The organism is Halalkalibacter kiskunsagensis (genome assembly GCF_037027555.1).
Lineage (GTDB): Bacteria > Bacillota > Bacilli > Bacillales > Bacillaceae_D > Halalkalibacter > Halalkalibacter kiskunsagensis.
Genome location: NZ_JAXBLX010000035.1, coordinates 15,458 through 32,163 on the forward strand (window position 1 = coordinate 15,458; position 16,706 = coordinate 32,163).

Annotated in this window: 15 protein-coding genes; 4 read left to right on the top strand and 11 right to left on the bottom strand. The window is 37.0% G+C overall.

The features are described 5' to 3' along the window. Positions 1–214: 214 nt before the first annotated feature. From SLH51_RS17840 to SLH51_RS17870, 7 genes are all read right to left on the bottom strand, one after another. On the bottom strand, positions 215–1,297 hold the full coding sequence (locus tag SLH51_RS17840) for an anti-sigma-I factor RsgI family protein (protein WP_335962784.1): 1,083 nt from the start codon (positions 1,295–1,297) through the stop codon (positions 215–217). 6 nt (positions 1,298–1,303) lie between these two features. Continuing rightward, positions 1,304–1,999 (bottom strand): RNA polymerase sigma-I factor, encoded by a 696-nt coding sequence (gene sigI / locus SLH51_RS17845; RefSeq protein WP_335962786.1) that lies wholly within the window; start codon positions 1,997–1,999, stop codon positions 1,304–1,306. Positions 2,000–2,108: 109 nt separating this feature from the next. Continuing rightward, entirely contained in the window at positions 2,109–2,948 is an 840-nt protein-coding gene (locus SLH51_RS17850) for a hypothetical protein (protein WP_335962787.1), read from the bottom strand. Positions 2,949–2,960: 12 nt separating this feature from the next. Next, positions 2,961–3,440, bottom strand: coding sequence for a hypothetical protein (locus SLH51_RS17855; protein ID WP_335962788.1), 480 nt, complete (start codon positions 3,438–3,440; stop codon positions 2,961–2,963). 420 nt (positions 3,441–3,860) lie between these two features. After that, positions 3,861–4,823, bottom strand: coding sequence for a sugar phosphate isomerase/epimerase family protein (locus tag SLH51_RS17860; RefSeq protein WP_335962789.1), 963 nt, complete (start codon positions 4,821–4,823; stop codon positions 3,861–3,863). A 40-nt stretch (positions 4,824–4,863) separates the two neighbouring features. Beyond that, positions 4,864–5,883, bottom strand: a complete 1,020-nt coding sequence (locus SLH51_RS17865) for a Gfo/Idh/MocA family protein (protein ID WP_335962791.1) — start codon at positions 5,881–5,883, stop codon at positions 4,864–4,866. Between the two features lie 329 nt (positions 5,884–6,212). Next, positions 6,213–7,268, bottom strand: a complete 1,056-nt coding sequence (locus tag SLH51_RS17870; RefSeq protein WP_335962793.1) for a LacI family DNA-binding transcriptional regulator — start codon at positions 7,266–7,268, stop codon at positions 6,213–6,215. A 245-nt stretch (positions 7,269–7,513) separates the two neighbouring features. On the opposite strand from SLH51_RS17870, the gene SLH51_RS17875 reads away from it, so the two are divergent. Next, the gene (locus SLH51_RS17875; RefSeq protein WP_335962795.1) at positions 7,514–9,646 is read left to right on the top strand and encodes a catalase; all 2,133 of its coding nucleotides are present in this window, start codon (positions 7,514–7,516) and stop codon (positions 9,644–9,646) included. A 134-nt stretch (positions 9,647–9,780) separates the two neighbouring features. Continuing rightward, complete coding sequence (locus tag SLH51_RS17880; protein WP_335962797.1) at positions 9,781–10,098, top strand: hypothetical protein; 318 nt, start codon at positions 9,781–9,783, stop codon at positions 10,096–10,098. Positions 10,099–10,194: 96 nt separating this feature from the next. On the opposite strand, the gene SLH51_RS17885 is transcribed toward SLH51_RS17880, so the two are convergent. Beyond that, a complete protein-coding gene (locus SLH51_RS17885) occupies positions 10,195–10,377 on the bottom strand; it encodes a hypothetical protein (RefSeq protein WP_335962799.1) in 183 nt (60 codons plus the stop codon). Between the two features lie 78 nt (positions 10,378–10,455). Next, the gene (locus tag SLH51_RS17890; RefSeq protein ID WP_335962801.1) at positions 10,456–10,671 is read right to left on the bottom strand and encodes a hypothetical protein; all 216 of its coding nucleotides are present in this window, start codon (positions 10,669–10,671) and stop codon (positions 10,456–10,458) included. A gap of 241 nt (positions 10,672–10,912) precedes the next feature. Here SLH51_RS17890 and SLH51_RS17895 point away from each other — a divergent pair, with 241 nt between their 5' ends. Then, on the top strand, positions 10,913–12,577 hold the full coding sequence (locus tag SLH51_RS17895; RefSeq protein WP_335962803.1) for a GMC family oxidoreductase: 1,665 nt from the start codon (positions 10,913–10,915) through the stop codon (positions 12,575–12,577). Positions 12,578–12,709: 132 nt separating this feature from the next. Here SLH51_RS17895 and SLH51_RS17900 read toward each other — a convergent pair whose 3' ends face one another. Continuing rightward, entirely contained in the window at positions 12,710–14,266 is a 1,557-nt protein-coding gene (locus SLH51_RS17900) for a glycoside hydrolase family 32 protein (protein ID WP_335962805.1), read from the bottom strand. A gap of 181 nt (positions 14,267–14,447) precedes the next feature. Next, complete coding sequence (locus SLH51_RS17905) at positions 14,448–15,398, bottom strand: sugar ABC transporter substrate-binding protein (RefSeq protein WP_335962807.1); 951 nt, start codon at positions 15,396–15,398, stop codon at positions 14,448–14,450. 558 nt (positions 15,399–15,956) lie between these two features. On the opposite strand from SLH51_RS17905, the gene SLH51_RS17910 reads away from it, so the two are divergent. Beyond that, positions 15,957–16,334 carry a hypothetical protein gene (locus SLH51_RS17910; protein ID WP_335962809.1) on the top strand — a complete coding sequence of 126 codons (378 nt, stop codon included), beginning with the start codon at positions 15,957–15,959 and terminating at the stop codon, positions 16,332–16,334. Positions 16,335–16,706 lie beyond the last annotated feature (372 nt).

Genomic DNA, 16,706 nt, shown 5'->3' on the forward strand with positions numbered 1-16,706 from the left:
AGACTTTGGCTATATTTCGTTAAAATTTAGAAATACGTACTCCATTCTTAATTTAGATTACATCACGCCACTAGAAGTGAACCTCTGTGTGAATTAGCTAAAACGTTGCACTCTGCAAAGAGAATTTAATTTGTAGTCATGTATAATGATTTTTTTGATCAACTAAAGAAGCCTACAAAAGAGTAGGCTTCTAAAGCGGTAACTATAAACGAATTTACTTATTCCCGCGTTGATTGGGAGAGTTTGGAGTTTTGGGACCATTCCCATTTGAATTTTCTGGAGCATTTCCTTTCAATTCCTTCGGTAACTGGGAGGGATTCATTTGAAATTCTCTTGTTTTTTCTGGTTGCTTCCCTCTATTTTCCTTTTCAGTCTGAGGCTTGTTTCCTTTGTTCTTAGTTTTTTCCGGTTGATTGCTACGGTCGTCTTTTGATTGCTGCGGCCCATTCTCTTTAGACGAGTTACCGTTATTTTCTTGATTAGGACGATCAAATTTACTGTTATTCCGTGGCGTTCTGCTCTTTTCTTGTTTAGGCTTTTTGTCTGCTTCTTTTTCTATTTTTCTCTTCTGATTTTCCATTTTCTTAAGCTCAGCTAAACTTTTCCCTTTTATTTCTTCCTGATCATCAACTACTCCACTAGCTTCAAGTACCTTATACTCTTTATAGTAGTTAATTGATAGGTTTGATTGTTTGGCTTCTTCGTAAAGTTCATGATTATCACTAGTGAGTTCAACCTTAGCCATAGAATCGTTTTTCTCAAGCGACGTCTCAATCACTTCTTTTACACGTGGAGTCACTTCTTCAAATTCCACTTGAAGTGAAACAACAGATGTAGCAATAAGCGCATTTTCAATCGCAAAGAACCCTTGTTTAACCGTTTCAGCAACAATCTGTTCAATTACACTATATAATTCATCTTCTAATTGAAGAGAAGAGAGAAGTTTCCGACCGTCTGCATTTAATCCTTCGACTTGAATAACGTCAAGATTCTCATCTGCCACTAATTCGATGCTCGGGTTAACATCAATCGTAACAATCACAGCCTCTTTTGCACTCCCTCCAAAAGGGAAAATGAATGAAGTAAGTATGATTAAAAATAATGCAGAAGCTACTGAAGCGTATTTATAAAACGAATAATAACCTTTTTTCTTCTCTGTATGAGTATACAGTTGGCCTACTAGTGGGATCTCTGAAGGCGAAGTTGGACGTGGGACATTTTTAAACGTCCCTTGCTCTGTTAACATGACGATATTTGTTTCAGTTACTTTCACAACGGTTCCATTTATCACATTCATCCCATTTCAACTCTCCCTCTTAATAAACTGTGATAGCTTTTCCCACTGTGGATGCAAAGTGAGAAGAATTAACGTAATTAAGTATTTTCGATGACGCTCTAATGTCTTTTTTTTATATCCTAATTTTTTTGAAATCAATTTGATTGGAAGCTTTTTTTTTCGTTGTAGCAATTCCACACATTCTGCGTCCTTGGAAAAAGTCGCTGCCATTTCAAACAAAGCAAGTCTTGTATCCTCATGCTTTGGTGAATAGTCTTCTAGCTCCTCAAACTTTATTTTGTACTGTCTTAATGTTTGGTCAAGTTCGAGTATTTCTTCAACAAGTTCTGCTGATTGAACCTGTTGTTCATACTCCTTCAGTGACTTCTCATTTTCCTGTTTATTGGACAAGCTTTCTTCTTCATCCAAACTTCTATCTAATGAAAGATGATTTTCTCGCTTTTCTTTACGATAAAAATCGACCAAGTCTCTATTTATTAATAAGTAAGCATAACTTAAGAAACGACGTCCACCAGCTTCATCAAACGTGTCAATTGCTCGATTAAATGCAAGGAGAGCAATACTAGCTTCTTCGTCACTCCATGAAATAAACTTTTTTGTGACGTGTCCAGCTACGTTAATCATATATGGTTTGTAATGAAGAATGAGTCTCTCTCGAGCTAGTTCATCCCCCATCATTGCTTGTTTAAGATATTGTTGCATTGCCAACACCTACTTTAGTGAAGCTTTTTTCATCTCTTAAAGATAGCACGATAAAGAACCCTAGAAAATAGGTAACAACTGGATGCTGTTACCCATCGTCTATTTCTCTTTATGATCTACCAGGATTAGTTGGCTTTCCTCCGTTGCCTTTGTCACTATTTCCTTTGCCGTTTTGCTTTGCTTTTTCCTTTGCTTCCGCTGCACGATTTTGTCCTTTCTCAGCTTTTTTGTGTACTTTTTGAGCTTGAGCATTTTTCTTGTCGATTGGTTTAGATGCTTCTTCCTCAAGATCAATGACTTCTTTATCATCATCTTGCTCATTTATAGATGCTTTCGTTTCCGCTTTCAGTGCTTTACGTTCTTCTTTTCTTTCTTGGACAGCTTGACGCTTTTCCAGCGCTTTTGCTTGGTTTGCAAGTGCCTTTTCAATCCCAGCCTTTGCAGAATCAGGTAAATCCTCACGCTCTAGCAACAATTGTAGGTTCACTCCACGCATGGACGTCTTTTCAGTAAATACTTCCTTTAATTCTGCTATTTCTTCATCATCGACTTCTTGAGCAACTTTATCGCTAGAAAGAAGATCTTGGACCTCTTCTATTTCGATATTATATTTTTCTAACAAATGGGCAGCTTCTTCAAATTTTTCTTTTTGAAGTAGAACTTCAAGCTTTTCATTTGATTGAGAAACGAACTCAACTAGTAATAGCAACTTTTCTTTTTCATCATCTGTTAATTCAACAGCAACTGCTTGAAAAAGATCAACATAATTAATTAGTTCGAGATCAACAGACGCCTCCACTTCTTCTTGATATCCTGCCATATCCCCAGTGTAGACAACCTCTTCCTCTACAACTTCTATTTGATTTTGCTCAGGGTCTGCGGCCTGAACTGTTGAAGTAATTAATAACAATCCTAAGGCAACGCTTATCATCATCTTTTTCTTCATCATCATCTTCCTCTCTTAATATGTCAATTCAATCTGATTTTTAAATTCTTCCATTATCTCTTGGTTCGCTTCGTATCCCTCTACTGGAGTGAAGAAAGTTAGCACTAGCGTCTCATCAATTTTAGATTCTAAATAGATATCAGAACGGATGCTCTCTTTTTCATTCAATTGAAACGATATGCTGTCCGCCGTTTCCTCGATTAACTGGACGTAATCCCGATCTAGATTTAACTCTTTCTTAATCTGATCTAGCGACTTTACACTCGGGACTATGGATACGATCACTCGAACATTATCCTGTTTAAATATTGCATTAAATGGTTTACTTGAAACTTCTGAGTCTAATATCCAATTGCTTGATTCATAGATTTTCAATCCTGCATCTACATTTTCGTAGAACACCACTTTTTCTACCTTTGCTTGTGATGATTCACAACCAGAAACGACGAAAAGGGCAAGTGCTATGCATAGCACTAATAAACGCGTTGGAAACAATATGGCACCTCACTTCTATGTACATAGATCTTTCTTAAAAGCTACTTTCTGTAATCTATACGAATGGACAGACTTTTTTAGGGGGGGTTTAAAAAAATAATTATAAGAAGTTTACTAACTGGGCTAAAGCCCTTCTCGCGATTGAAGAGGGAGTTTTCTGTCGGTAATGATAAATTCATTTTTATAGCGATTCAATTTTTTCCATCGTTGACCTTCACCGGTGTTCCTACTTCAATTTTCATATCGCTCCTCCTTTCTGTTACTTATATACTACTGGTTCTTACTCTACAAAAATATTGACCATTTTTATTATTTATTGTTCATTTTACACATTGTCAAATTCTGTCTTCCTTTCCACATAAAAAAGGTCGAATATCTCCTTTCCACAAAAGATTTCGACCTTTTTACAAGCATCACACATTATGCCCAGTACATTTCACCAGCATCATCTGTTATTAAAATATTTTCTAGGAAACTAACAGCTTTTTCAAAACCTTCTTCAATTGACATCAAGCCATCTTCATGTTCAATGCTAATCGCACCATGATACCCTACCATTCTTAAAGCACTTATAATCCCTTTCCATGTATCTTCCCCATGTCCATAACCTACTGTTCTAAATACCCAAGAACGGTTTGCAATATCTCGGTAGGTCTTCGTATCTAGCACACCATTAATCTCTGTATTACGTTTGTTAATGACTGTATCCTTTGCATGGAAATGATAAATAATCTGGTCTAGCTTAACAATGCCCTCAACCGGGTCCATTTGTTGCCAGAACAAATGACTCGGATCAAAGTTGGCTCCAATATTATCTCCTGCTACTTTACGTAATTCGAGCAACGTTTCTGTATTGTAAACAACAAAACCTGGATGTGGCTCAACGGCCACTTTAATGCCATGCTCTCGTGTAAACTTTCCCATTTCAATCCAATAAGGGATCACTTTTTCTTCCCATTGCCATTGGACGATCTCTGAAAAATCAGTTGGCCATGGACATGTGATCCAGACAGGTCTCTGAGAGGTTTCCGATTCACCAGGGCACCCAGAGAAATTGACGACCGTGTCTACTCCTAATTCCTTTGCTAATAACACCGTGTTTTTAAAATCCTCGTGGTGCTCGGTGGCGATTTCTTCATTTGGATGTAGCGGATTCCCATGACAACTCAGGGCACTAATTTCAATATCATACTTTTTTAATAGATTTTTCACTTCATCTATTTTTTCTTGATTTCCAAGAATTTCAGCAGGCTTTAGATGATGATTGCCTACATATCCTCCTGTTGCAATCTCTACGGTTTTGATTCCTCGTTTTGATACAATTACAAGAGCTTCTTCTAATGTATAACTTCTAAATAATGTTAAGAACACACCTAGTTTCATGTCATCTATCCTCTCTATATACTAGTTTACTCATCATCAACTATTGTTGATTTTTAATTTCACTGATTTTTACCGACACACCAGTTTGCGCCGATTCAATCGTAGAGCATGTTAGTTGAAAGCTTTTAATATTATCTTCAATCGATGTAGCAGGAGTCGTATTCGTAAAAATCGACTGAACCATGTTATCCAAAGAAGACGTTCGGTCATCGAATGGGACATCTACTAGCTTGATAGACTCACATGTCACCTCATCATTATCATTAACTAAGGAAACCGATACTTCGTCATCAAGGACTTCAATCGCCCCTTTTTCTCCTACTATTCGAATGTCACCGTTCCAAGTTGTCTCTTTACCTCTTGAAACCCAGCTTCCGAAATAACTAACCTGAATATCGTTCTCAAAATCTATTGATAAGGTTGCCGATGGATTTCCACTAAACCAGCTCCATTTCGGCCGAAAACTTTTCGCATATACTCCTAACGGCTCTGCTCCAAGTAAAAATCTCATAATATCAAAATGGTGGATACTCATATCTTCTAATAAGATTTCAGAGTAATTGTCACGCCAGCCTCCAAATTTCATTGCTTTTCTAAATTCATATTCCATATAACCAACTTGACCAATCACTTGTTCTGAAAGAAGTTTTTTTGCTGTAAGAATTGGTGCTCTCCAACGATAATTTTGACTTACCGCTATTTTTTTATCGATATTCTTACTCACTTCAATTAACTCTTGAGCCTCTTTTAACGTATGAGTGATTGGTTTCTCCATTAAGACATGAAAACCTGCTTGTAATGCTTTTATGGCAAGGTTTTTGTGTGTTTTCGGGGGAGTCACAATTAACACTAAATCAGCATCCACTTCTTTAAATGCAAGATCTGGATCTTGGTATAATTTTGTAGGCGCTAAATCTGTAATCTGCTGAGCTGCATCTAAGTTTTCTTGCATAATATCGACAATCCCTACTAATTTGGTCTGCGGGTAGTCCATGATTACTTTTAACCATGATTGACCAAATCCTCCAGTTCCTACTTGAATGACCTTTAATTCTTCCATTGATCTATTCCTTTCTACCGTGGAGTTTTTATTGAATCCTTACTACTACTAACTTTTTGAAGAATCCGATTCCGTAATTCTTCCCATTCACCCAAATACTATTTTTGATGTACGTACGTCATTTCCGACAGTACAAACTCATATACTAGGTCTGTGCCTCAATCCATTTCATTATTTATATGTACTTTACACTTTGTAACCGCATACATCAACTCTCGAGTGAAATAAGCAATACTTATTAAGATATGACTATCGTACATCATCACTTTGTATTTTTCAACTATTTTTTATTTTTTTAATATTTCATTAATGGAATTTCGAGCAAAGTTCTATACTAAGTCTTCAATATAAAACTTTGCATTCTCTTTTGATATGATTCCAAGTTTAGTGATAACGTCTTGATTTCCTATCTCTTCTTGCTTCGATAATTGATTGAATAACTTTTTTACAGTTAGGTACCCTTGAGAAACGGGATCTTGCGTGATCGTTAAGGAAATAATGTTTTTTTGAAGGTACTGATAAATGTCTTGGTTTAAATCATGACCAATCAATATCATGTTGCCTAAGTTTAATTGTTCCATATACTTTGCTACATTCGCTAATTCTGCATTCGCTACATAAATCCCTTGAACAGATGTAAGAGTTTCTTTGATACGCTCCAAAGATTGAAAACTATTCTTATCTCGATCCATTCTTACTGGTCCTACTAATTGTATGTTTGGATACTCTTTTACAACTTCGCGAAAACCAGCTACTTTCTCTAGAATTTGATAAGATGTTTCACCATCTTTAATAATAGCGACTTTACCAGACATCCCTACTAATTTACTTATTAATTCAGCAGCTAGTCTGCCAGAAGCCCGGTAGTCAGAACCAATATAAGCTAATCTTTGACTAGCTGGAGAATCATTATTAAATGTACAAACTTGAATGCCGCTATCCATCGCTTCATCAATTAGATCGATAAACACATCTTCTCCAGCAGTTAAAGCAATTCCATCGTATTTCTGTGATTGAATAATTTCTCTCACCATTTCAGCACTCTTTAAAAGGTCACGATCTGAGTAATGATATGTTTCAATATTTAAGCCATAATCCGATAACTCATGATAAGCACTTCTTATCCCTGCTTCTATTTGCCCCCAAAAATAGCGTGGGTATTCTGGGTAAATAACAGCAATATTGAATTGTTGTTTTCTTGAAAGAAAACTTGCAAGTTTATTTGGCGTGTAATTAAGTTCTTTTGCTTTATCCATAATGAGATTGTACGTTTCTTTCTTTACATTTCCTCTATTATTTAAAGCTCTATCTACAGTTGTAAGGGATAAATTTAACTCTTCAGCTATTGCTTTTGCTGTTGCTTTTTTTTCATTTTTAATATTCATTTTTTTCATCCTTAAATACGACTTATCACTATGACTATCGTACATCATTTACTGTAGGATCACAATAACTAAAAAATCTCATTTAGGTATTTAATTGTGGTTATAATACCTTTTTATTTTCATGAAATTTCAGTATAAAACAGGAATAGTGAGAAATAACTAACTTTATATCATGAATTTTCCAGTTTTGATACTCTAATTTCACTTTAGGAACTGTTCGATTCAATTAATTGGAGGTAATAGTAATGGATAAAGAACAACAAAAGCAGAACTTAGAAAACAAAAAGGACCAGCAGTTAGAAAATTTCCGTATCGATCACAAAAATACGAAGCTTACAACAAACCAAGGTGTTCGTGTTACCGACACGGATGATTCGCTTAAAGCTGGTGATCGAGGACCTACTTTAATGGAAGATTTTCATTTCCGGGAGAAAATGACTCATTTTGACCATGAACGAATTCCAGAACGTGTTGTTCATGCCCGGGGATTTGGTGCGCATGGTTACTTTCAAGTGTATGAACCGATGGCAGAATATTCTAAAGCGGCATTTTTACAAGACCCATCAGTAAAGACACCGGTATTTGTACGCTTTTCTACTGTTGTAGGATCGCGTGGCTCCGCAGATACCGTTCGAGATGTAAGAGGGTTTGCAACTAAGTTTTACACTGAAGATGGCAATTACGATCTCGTTGCAAATAATATCCCTATTTTTTTCATACAGGATGCAATTAAGTTTCCTGATGTTGTTCATGCCCTAAAGCCAGAGCCTCATAATGAAATACCTCAGGCTTCTGCAGCACATGATACATTTTGGGACTTTGTCGTTAATAACACCGAGACTGCACATATGATTATGTGGTTACTTTCTGACAGAGCGATACCTCGAAGTTTTCGAATGATGGAAGGATTCGGTGTGAATACTTTTCGATTTGTTAATGAACAGGGGAAGGCTAGATTCGTTAAGTTTCATTGGAAGCCTTTGCTTGGTGTCCATTCCCTTGTTTGGGACGAAGCGCAAAAACTCGCTGGTAAAGATCCCGACTTCCACCGTCGCGACTTATGGGATGCAATTAACATGGGGGAATATCCAGAATACGAACTCGGAGTACAGATGATCGAAGAAGAAGATGAATTTAAATTTGATTTTGACATTCTTGATCCAACGAAGTTTTGGCCTGAGGAAATCGTTCCTGTTATAAAAATTGGAAAAATGACGTTAAATCGTAATCAGGATAATTTTTTCGCTGAAACGGAGCAAGCAGCTTTTCATGCAGGTCATGTAGTACCAGGAATTGATTTTAGTAACGACCCACTGCTACAGGGAAGACTTTTTTCTTATACTGATACTCAGCTTCTTCGCTTAAATGGTCCGAATTTTCATGAGATTCCTATTAATCGTCCAATTGCACCAGTAAATAATAATCAACGTGATGGATTCCATCGTATGTCCATTGATAAAGGAGCCGTTAGTTATTCTCCAAACTCTTTAAGAAACAACTCACCACAACCTGCCTCAGACATTGAGCATGGATACACTCACTATGCTGAGAAGGTCGAAGGTCAAAAAATTCGAAAACGTAATGTTAGCTTCGATGACCATTACCGCCAAGCCACGCTCTTTTGGAACAGTATGTCGAGTGCCGAGAAACAACACATTATTAAAGCATTCCATTTTGAAGTAGGAAGTGTGAAAGATAAACAACTCAAGCAACGTGTAGTTGAAATGTTCAATAACGTTGACGGACAGCTAGCAGCCGAGATTGCTAAAGGTATTGGAGTAAATCCACCTCAGATACCTGGTGGGACTGGGGTTACAGCTTCGTCTCCAGCTATTAGTCAAGAAAATACGATCAAAAGTGCCCGAACGAGAAAGGTAGCTATTCTTATCGAGAATGGGTTTACTTTTAATGATGTAACACAAGTAATGACAGCCCTGTCTGGTGCAGGAATTCACGCAGATATCATCAGTATGAATTTAGGTATGATCACAAGCGCTGAAGGCCAGCAGTTGGAAGCAAACAAGAGTTATGCAAATAGTGGATCAATCATGTATGACGCTCTCTATATTGCTGGAGGAAAGCAGTCTGTAGACAGTTTACTGATGCACAAAGATGCGAAAGACTTCATAAACGATTCCTTCGTCCATGCCAAACCAATCGGGGCAACGAATGAGGCTGTAGACTTACTCATGTCTTCAGATGTACAACGAATTGCATTAGCTGGAGTTGATACACAAGGACAGGTATTTTATGACTTAGGAATTGTGACAGTCCGAAACACTTCAGATTTAACTGCTTTCACTCAAGAATTTATTAACGCTCTCGCCGAGCATCGTCATTGGATGCGACAGAATCAAGATGGAAAAATGAGCGGTTAAACTTAAGTGAGGAACATCTTACCCAGTTGGGGTCATTATTTTTTAATTCTTTAAAATTTAAGTATGACTTTTAAATCAATTGGAACTATATGAAAGGCAACAAAAATTCATAAACACTTTTAGGGGGATTTCACATGCAACAAAACCAACAAAATCAACAATCTGTTCAACAAGCTCAGCAAGCGGTACAGCAAACACAACAAACTGTTCAACAAGCTCAGCAAGCAATCCAACAAGCGCAACAAGCAGTACAGCAAGCAAGTCAATCAGTTAACCCACAAGCAATTCAACAAGCTCAACAGCAACTACAGCAAGCGACTCAACAATTACAACAAGCTCAAAATAGTTCTCAACCTGCTCAACAACAGCAATTCCAACAAGTTCAACAAGAATTACAACAAGCTACCCAACAATTACAACAAGTTCAACAACAGCAAAACCAACAACAATAAAAGAGTTCAACACAAACTGTCTTACTTGTAAGATGCAAAAACGCAAAACACTTGCTCACAAGACGGATCAAGCAGTGTGTTCTATCAGTAAAAAGCTTAGAGATTCTCTAAGCTTTTTGCGTTTAATACAGTTTGAGCTTGAAGCGCTTTTTCTAAAGTGACTATTTCAAAATCATTCCTACGACCAACAATCGCAAGCGAGAAGTTAATTAATTTTTGCGAGATTTGACCAGAGTTCATAAGATTTGCAGCAAGGATGAACAATGTAACTGTTAACAAAAAGGGAGGAACACCATCATGTCCGTGCCCCTCCACTCATTATTTTTATAAGTACTTCATTTAGATCATTAATTTTTCTCAACAAGTCCTCAATCCCCAGATCTTGTGCTGCTTTTCATTTAATGGCGTTGCAATGTCGATAAATGGAGCACGGTCAATTTCATTAATTTCTGCCCCATCTTCAATGGCTTGTTGTTTACCTTCTTCTTCTTGCTCATATAAAGATTGACGTTCTGCAACGACTGATGCTTCAGCAGCTGCTAGAAGAACTTCTTTTTGCTCGTCTGGAATCAAACTTCTTGCCGTTTACGAGTAGTAGTCTTGTTGTATAATCGTAAGCAGTTATTTAGTTCATTTCCAGGATATTATTACACTTTTCCATTGATTCAGATTTTGTAATCCTTAGCACTCCTAGATTTGAACTTCAGAAAAAAAGGTTAGTATAACGCAAGAGCTCTAGTTCTTTCATAAAATACATCATTTATTCATATTAAATAATATCTATACGAATTTACAATAAAAGGGGAGTGAAATCATGAAGATCTATATTGCGGATGATGGAGATACGCTCAGAACCATTGCGAAAAAAGTAGGTGTCGACATCATTAAGGTCATTTCTCATAATCCAGATATTCCAAGTCCTGATAAGAATATAGTCGGCAGAGCCATCAAACTTCCTTCATCTACAAGGCCGTATACAGAACAAGTCAATTTACCACCATGTCCTCCTCCCCAATCACCTAACTACCTTTATCACTGGATTCCGCTTTCATCATTAGAAGAGATGGAGCAAGTAGATTATGATGTTCTTATTGTTGGAACTGGAGCTGGAGGTGGCTCTGTCCTCCGTAGGTTATGTGAAAAATGGAGAAATAGCAATAAAAGAATCGGTATCATTGAAAAAGGCGATCTTTTACTGCAGACACATGCACGGAACTTAGCCACTATGGATAGTGAACGCCTCAGCAATTATTTTGAAACAGTTTCCCAACCAATAGGAAAATCTCTACCTATGCTCCCTGGTGCAAGGGTACTTAATGCTTTAGGGGGAAAAACATTAGTTTGGGGATTAGTGTCTCCAAGAATGCCTTTGCAAGAAATGTTAGAAATTCCAATCCAAGAAAAGGAGATGGAATTCTACTATAGGACTGCCGAGCAATCCATGAATGTTACGGATGAATACTTTAAGCAGTCTTCTATTCAATCGATCCTTCTTCAACGCCTTACCAATAGCAGCTATTATGATGTGATAAACTTCCCCGTCGCTGTTGACCTGCAACCTACAAAATATGGGGTAATCAATTCAAATGTCAATTGGAGTTCAATTTCTTTTCTGGCCTATGCCCTTAATCGTAAAACCTATGATTTAGCTGCGAACGCTAATGCTGTTCAAGTCCTTGTAGAAAATGGTAAGGCTTCTGGTGTAAAAGTCATGTCACCAGATAAGAAACAATATTTTATTAAAGCCAAACACGTTGTTTTGTCAGCAGGTACTTTTGAAACCACCAAAATTTTGTTAAATTCAGGAATTCAAGGAAGAGCAATCGGTCATTATCTGGTCGACTCTTCTAATGTAGGAGCTGCCGGAAAAATAAATCGCAGAGAATATCCAGAAACTTTAGGACCTTTAGGTATTATCGTTCCCCAAACGAAACAACGTCCTTACCAAATTCAAATTGGAGGGCCATTCGGAATTCATGGAGATTACTTTTGGAGGCAGCCTTATGAAGAAGAACCATCCTTAGAGGACGAATTGATGATAGGTTTAAGTGGATATGGAAAAGTTGAATCACGTTTTGAAAATAGAATCTATCTAGATCCTAACAGGAAAGATAAATATGGGTTTCCGGAAATTCAGGTTCATTTCTCCTATAGTGAAAAAGATAAAGAGGTCATTAATCAAATGGGGGCAGCGATAGAGCAGGTTTCTGAAATAATGAAGTCGCCTATCGAGCGGATAAATGGAAAGCCGGATATTTGCATGAACCCGCCTGGATCAACTTTCCATTCAGGTGGAACCTGTCGCATGGGTGATAACCCCTTGACTTCTGCAACCAATCGATATGGTCAAATCCATAACGTTCCTGGACTCTTTGTAGCAGACAACAGCCTCTTACCTTCTAGCGGAGTAAACCCTACACTTACCACTGTCGCCTTGTCAATTCGTACAGCAGATTATATCGATAATGAATCTAAATAAATAATAATTTTTAAGAGTTCCAATGCAAAAGCCATAAAATTTTTTGTCATTATTAGAAATTTTATGGCTTTCATTATATCTAAAAAGCTTCAAGGCCATGATAATTTTTCTATTCATGATTCTTGCCGCCAATTATTTTTGCCAGATGGAGTCCAACTCGTTGACTGTTAAAGAAAGTAACTGTACATCTCCATTTTCAACATATAATTCTACACCTTTACTTGAAGGCTCTGGGAAAATTCGATCTGTAATTACTCTCTCACCCGTATTTCCGAACACTTCAACAGATGAATGATCCACAAAAATGTGTAATTTTATTCGATTATCTACAGGATGAAGCGGCGCTGTGTGCTTGCCGGCAAATTGTTCATGAAATTGATCTTCTCCAGAATTCGTTCTGTCCACAAACAGCTGGTTGCGATCTGTATTATACCCGATAATCGTTTCTTCACTTTTCCCTTTTCTTACTTTAAATCCAAACTCGGTTGCAGATCCTATTTCAAATTCAGCTCTAATTTCAATGGTGTTACTGTTCATATCAGAAAGAATATTTTGTCCAGGTATTATCCTTTGATCTTTCCATTCATTTGGTCTTTGCCTAATTGCCTGCAATTCAATAACCGGATCTTGAATCAGCTTAATTCCTTCTCCTGGTATTGTTTTTAATGTTAATTCTCTAGGAAGAGACATGGCACCTCTCCATGGATGAGTTGGAATGAATTCAGCATATTCCCAATTGTTCATCCAGCCAATCCAAATTTTCCGATTATTTGTATTAAACCATGTTTGGGTTGCGTAAAAGTCTTTTCCATAATCTACCCAACGAATTTCATCAGGAGGATTGTCATTGATAAATGTTTTACCGTCAAATTCTCCAATAAAATATTGTCCCCCAGAGCCTCCTGCAACAGCTCCAGGATTAAGATCAACCTGCAAAACCCATTTTGTATTGTTCGGATCTCCATTCACTGGAAGTTCAAATAGTTCTGGACACTCCCAAACCCCTCCATGGGCACCTTCATCAAACTTACTCATATATTCCCAGTCGATTAAGTTTTTCGAAGAATAGAGCCTTACATGGTCGCCTGCTGCCAGAAGCATAACCCACTTTTTCTCCTTCTCATACCAAATAACCTTCGGATCTCTAAAATCTTCTATCCCCGGATTTGGAATAACCGGATTTCCCTCATATTTTGTCCATGTCACTCCATCATCTGTACTATAGGCTAAACTTTGTTGCTGTGTTTCTCCAGCGCTCGTATATATGGCAACCAGACCACCCGGCTTTTCTTTAAATAATCCGCTTGTATTATGCTTGTCTACTACAGCACTTCCAGAAAAGATCATTCCAAGCTTATCAGGTCTTAAGGCAACAGGGAGATGTTCCCAGTGGACAAGATCCTTGCTAATGGCATGCCCCCAACTCATGTTTCCCCATTTATTACCATAAGGGTTATATTGATAAAACATATGATATTTTCCATTATAAAAAACCAAACCATTAGGGTCATTCATCCAATTTCTTTCTGGAGAAAAATGAAATTGAGGACGATATTTTTCTAAATAAAGACCAACGGAATCATTTTCCGGACTTGCACTAACTATAAGCGCATTCATACTGATAGCAGTAATAAAAATTGCCAAAATAATCATAAAGATGAAAGTATTACCAATTTTTAAGGACTTCATTTGTAAGCTCCTTTTAATATGCTAATTCAAAACAATAAAAAAACTGTTCCCCCCTCAAACAAAGTGTCAAGATAGATAAGCGTCCAAACAGATAGCAGTTTAGAGATATTTATGTAATTTCAACATTAGTTTGTACTTATAAACAAATAATATTTAAAGAAAGAGTTAAATTTGGACCACTTCATTTCAATAACCTTTTCTGGAACTCTAACCTCTGCTTCGCATTTCCTTTAATAATTATATCGACTCCACTATCAATATGTTTTTCAACATTCTCTCCATTTATCACTTTCTTTACGGTTTCAACGCTTAAATATCCCATATCATAAGGATTCTGTGCTACGGTTCCAGGTAACTCTCCCTCTTCTATCAATTTAATCATATCGTTCATTCCATCTGCTCCAATGATTGGCAATTTAAACCCATACTTTTCAATTACCTCAAAAGCGGCTAATGCCAGTTCGTCATTGGTAGCTATTAACCCTTTAACTTTAGGATGATTTTCTAAAATTCTTTCAATCTCTTTTTTAACTATCATAGTTTCGGAGTATATATTTACTTTTTCTGCAACAATTTTGATTCCTACAGCCTCTAGACTTAGTTTAGCTCCCTTAATCTGTTCTGATGCATCCGGACTATATAAATCTACTCCTATTATGGCTACTTCACTTCCAGGCTGCAGTTGCGAACCGAGTAGCGTTCCTGCTATTCTACCTAAAGCAACATTATCAGTACCGATATAAGTTGTTTTATTCTCCCATTGATGGTCTGTATCTAATAAAACAACGGGAATATCTTTTTCGATAAACCTTTCTAAAATAGGGATACTATAATCTGGATACATTGGGGATATAATTAATATATCGGGTTTTTCTATAAGAATACTTTCTAACAATTCGACCTGCTCTAAAAATGATAGGTTATTGGGGGCAATAATTTTACCCTCTATACCAAAATCCTGGAATCCATCTCTTAACCCAGCTTCAACAATTCTCCAATACTCTGAATTTAAATCTTTTAAAACAACTGTTATTTTAGGTTTTTCCTCTACCAATGGTTTATATATAAATATTATGAAAATAAAAGACAGTGAAAAGATAACAAGAAGAAGAACAACTAATCTTTTTAACATTTGATACCCCTTCGTTTCATATTTCTAGACTATGCTGTTTCAATATATAATTACTTGATACCTTTCATATGCTTAAATACAGCTATCAAAATCAGCCCTACCATTACCGCAAAAGCTAAGATTATTATGAAATTCCTTCTTGCCAATTGCAGGCACCTTTTGGTTAGGCTCTATTCTTGCTTTCACTATAACAAAAGTACTAGAGGTACAATTTCAATATTTTCAGATGCGAACATTGAAAATTTTCGGGAATCGAAATCGATTACAAATAAGACCCAGTAATCGAGTAGGAGAGGGAATTAACCCCAGACCTCTGACACCACCGTACGTACGGAGCCGTATACGGCTACTTTCTTTGGCTAAAATAGTGGCAATTTATTTACCGTCATTCCATCTATCCCAGGTTTTCCTTTGTTCTTCTTGACTCTTTTATATGCCCTATTGAGATGACATTCGCTAACAGTTCCCACCGCCAAGCTTGTAATGGACTTTCACCACCTAGCTGTTAGACATGCCGGGCACACAACAGTAAAAAGCTTAGAGATTCTCTAAGTTTTTTTGCGTTTAATACTGTTTGAGCTTGCTATAGTAGTTGAAGTAGATAGAGTATGGCAAGGAGTAGAGGATTCACAAATTATCTTATATACTGCTACAAATTCTGCAAGTTGCGGCTTTGAATTTCAAGTTGGCAGCGAATATTTAATTTATGCCTTGGAAAATGAAGATGGATATGACGTATCTCTTTGCTCTCGGACAGCACTAGTAGTAGATGCAAAAGAAGATTTAGACGTACTCGGTGACGGTTTAGCACCGTCAGTAGAGGTAGAATTTGAAGGTGAAACAAAAAAGCATGGCAACAATCGTTATCTAATTTGGCTAATTTCAGGTATCCTTGTGATTGGTAGTATCTTTATAGCAAAAACGAAAAAGCGTTGATTAGCATAAACAAAGATTCTAAACTAACAGATAAAAAAATTTTCAAACTAAATTAATTCACTACTGACCTAAGTGGACCATGTTCTTGCTTATTCTAACAACAAAAAAACGCATGAATTCAGAAGAACTCCGCGTCTTTCTTAGGTTTATTATTTTTAAAATCGATACCTACTGTTATTTTTGCTTATGACCGCTACTAAAAGGTTAATTTTCAAAGGGCAATGAGCGTAGCCGTTGCCATTGGTGTGAGAAGTGTCTCACACCTTAAAGCCGGCTATGAGTGGGTTTCTCAATCGCGGGCGCGCAACGTGCGAGCCATTGCCGCTTCCTCGATGGACTTTTTCAGTGGCCTCGATTTTCACCTTATTTCAG

Bases quoted from the DNA above. Each gene is read 5' to 3' on its own strand.
- SLH51_RS17840 (WP_335962784.1), bottom strand. From the start codon at position 1,297: ATGAATGTGATAAATGGAACCGTTGTGAAAGTAACTGAAACAAATATC.
- sigI (WP_335962786.1), bottom strand. From the start codon at position 1,999: ATGCAACAATATCTTAAACAAGCAATGATGGGGGATGAACTAGCTCGA.
- SLH51_RS17850 (WP_335962787.1), bottom strand. From the start codon at position 2,948: ATGATGAAGAAAAAGATGATGATAAGCGTTGCCTTAGGATTGTTATTA.
- SLH51_RS17860 (WP_335962789.1), bottom strand. From the start codon at position 4,823: ATGAAACTAGGTGTGTTCTTAACATTATTTAGAAGTTATACATTAGAA.
- SLH51_RS17865 (WP_335962791.1), bottom strand. From the start codon at position 5,883: ATGGAAGAATTAAAGGTCATTCAAGTAGGAACTGGAGGATTTGGTCAA.
- SLH51_RS17870 (WP_335962793.1), bottom strand. From the start codon at position 7,268: ATGAATATTAAAAATGAAAAAAAAGCAACAGCAAAAGCAATAGCTGAA.
- SLH51_RS17875 (WP_335962795.1), top strand. From the start codon at position 7,514: ATGGATAAAGAACAACAAAAGCAGAACTTAGAAAACAAAAAGGACCAG.
- SLH51_RS17880 (WP_335962797.1), top strand. From the start codon at position 9,781: ATGCAACAAAACCAACAAAATCAACAATCTGTTCAACAAGCTCAGCAA.
- SLH51_RS17895 (WP_335962803.1), top strand. From the start codon at position 10,913: ATGAAGATCTATATTGCGGATGATGGAGATACGCTCAGAACCATTGCG.
- SLH51_RS17900 (WP_335962805.1), bottom strand. From the start codon at position 14,266: ATGAAGTCCTTAAAAATTGGTAATACTTTCATCTTTATGATTATTTTG.
- SLH51_RS17905 (WP_335962807.1), bottom strand. From the start codon at position 15,398: ATGTTAAAAAGATTAGTTGTTCTTCTTCTTGTTATCTTTTCACTGTCT.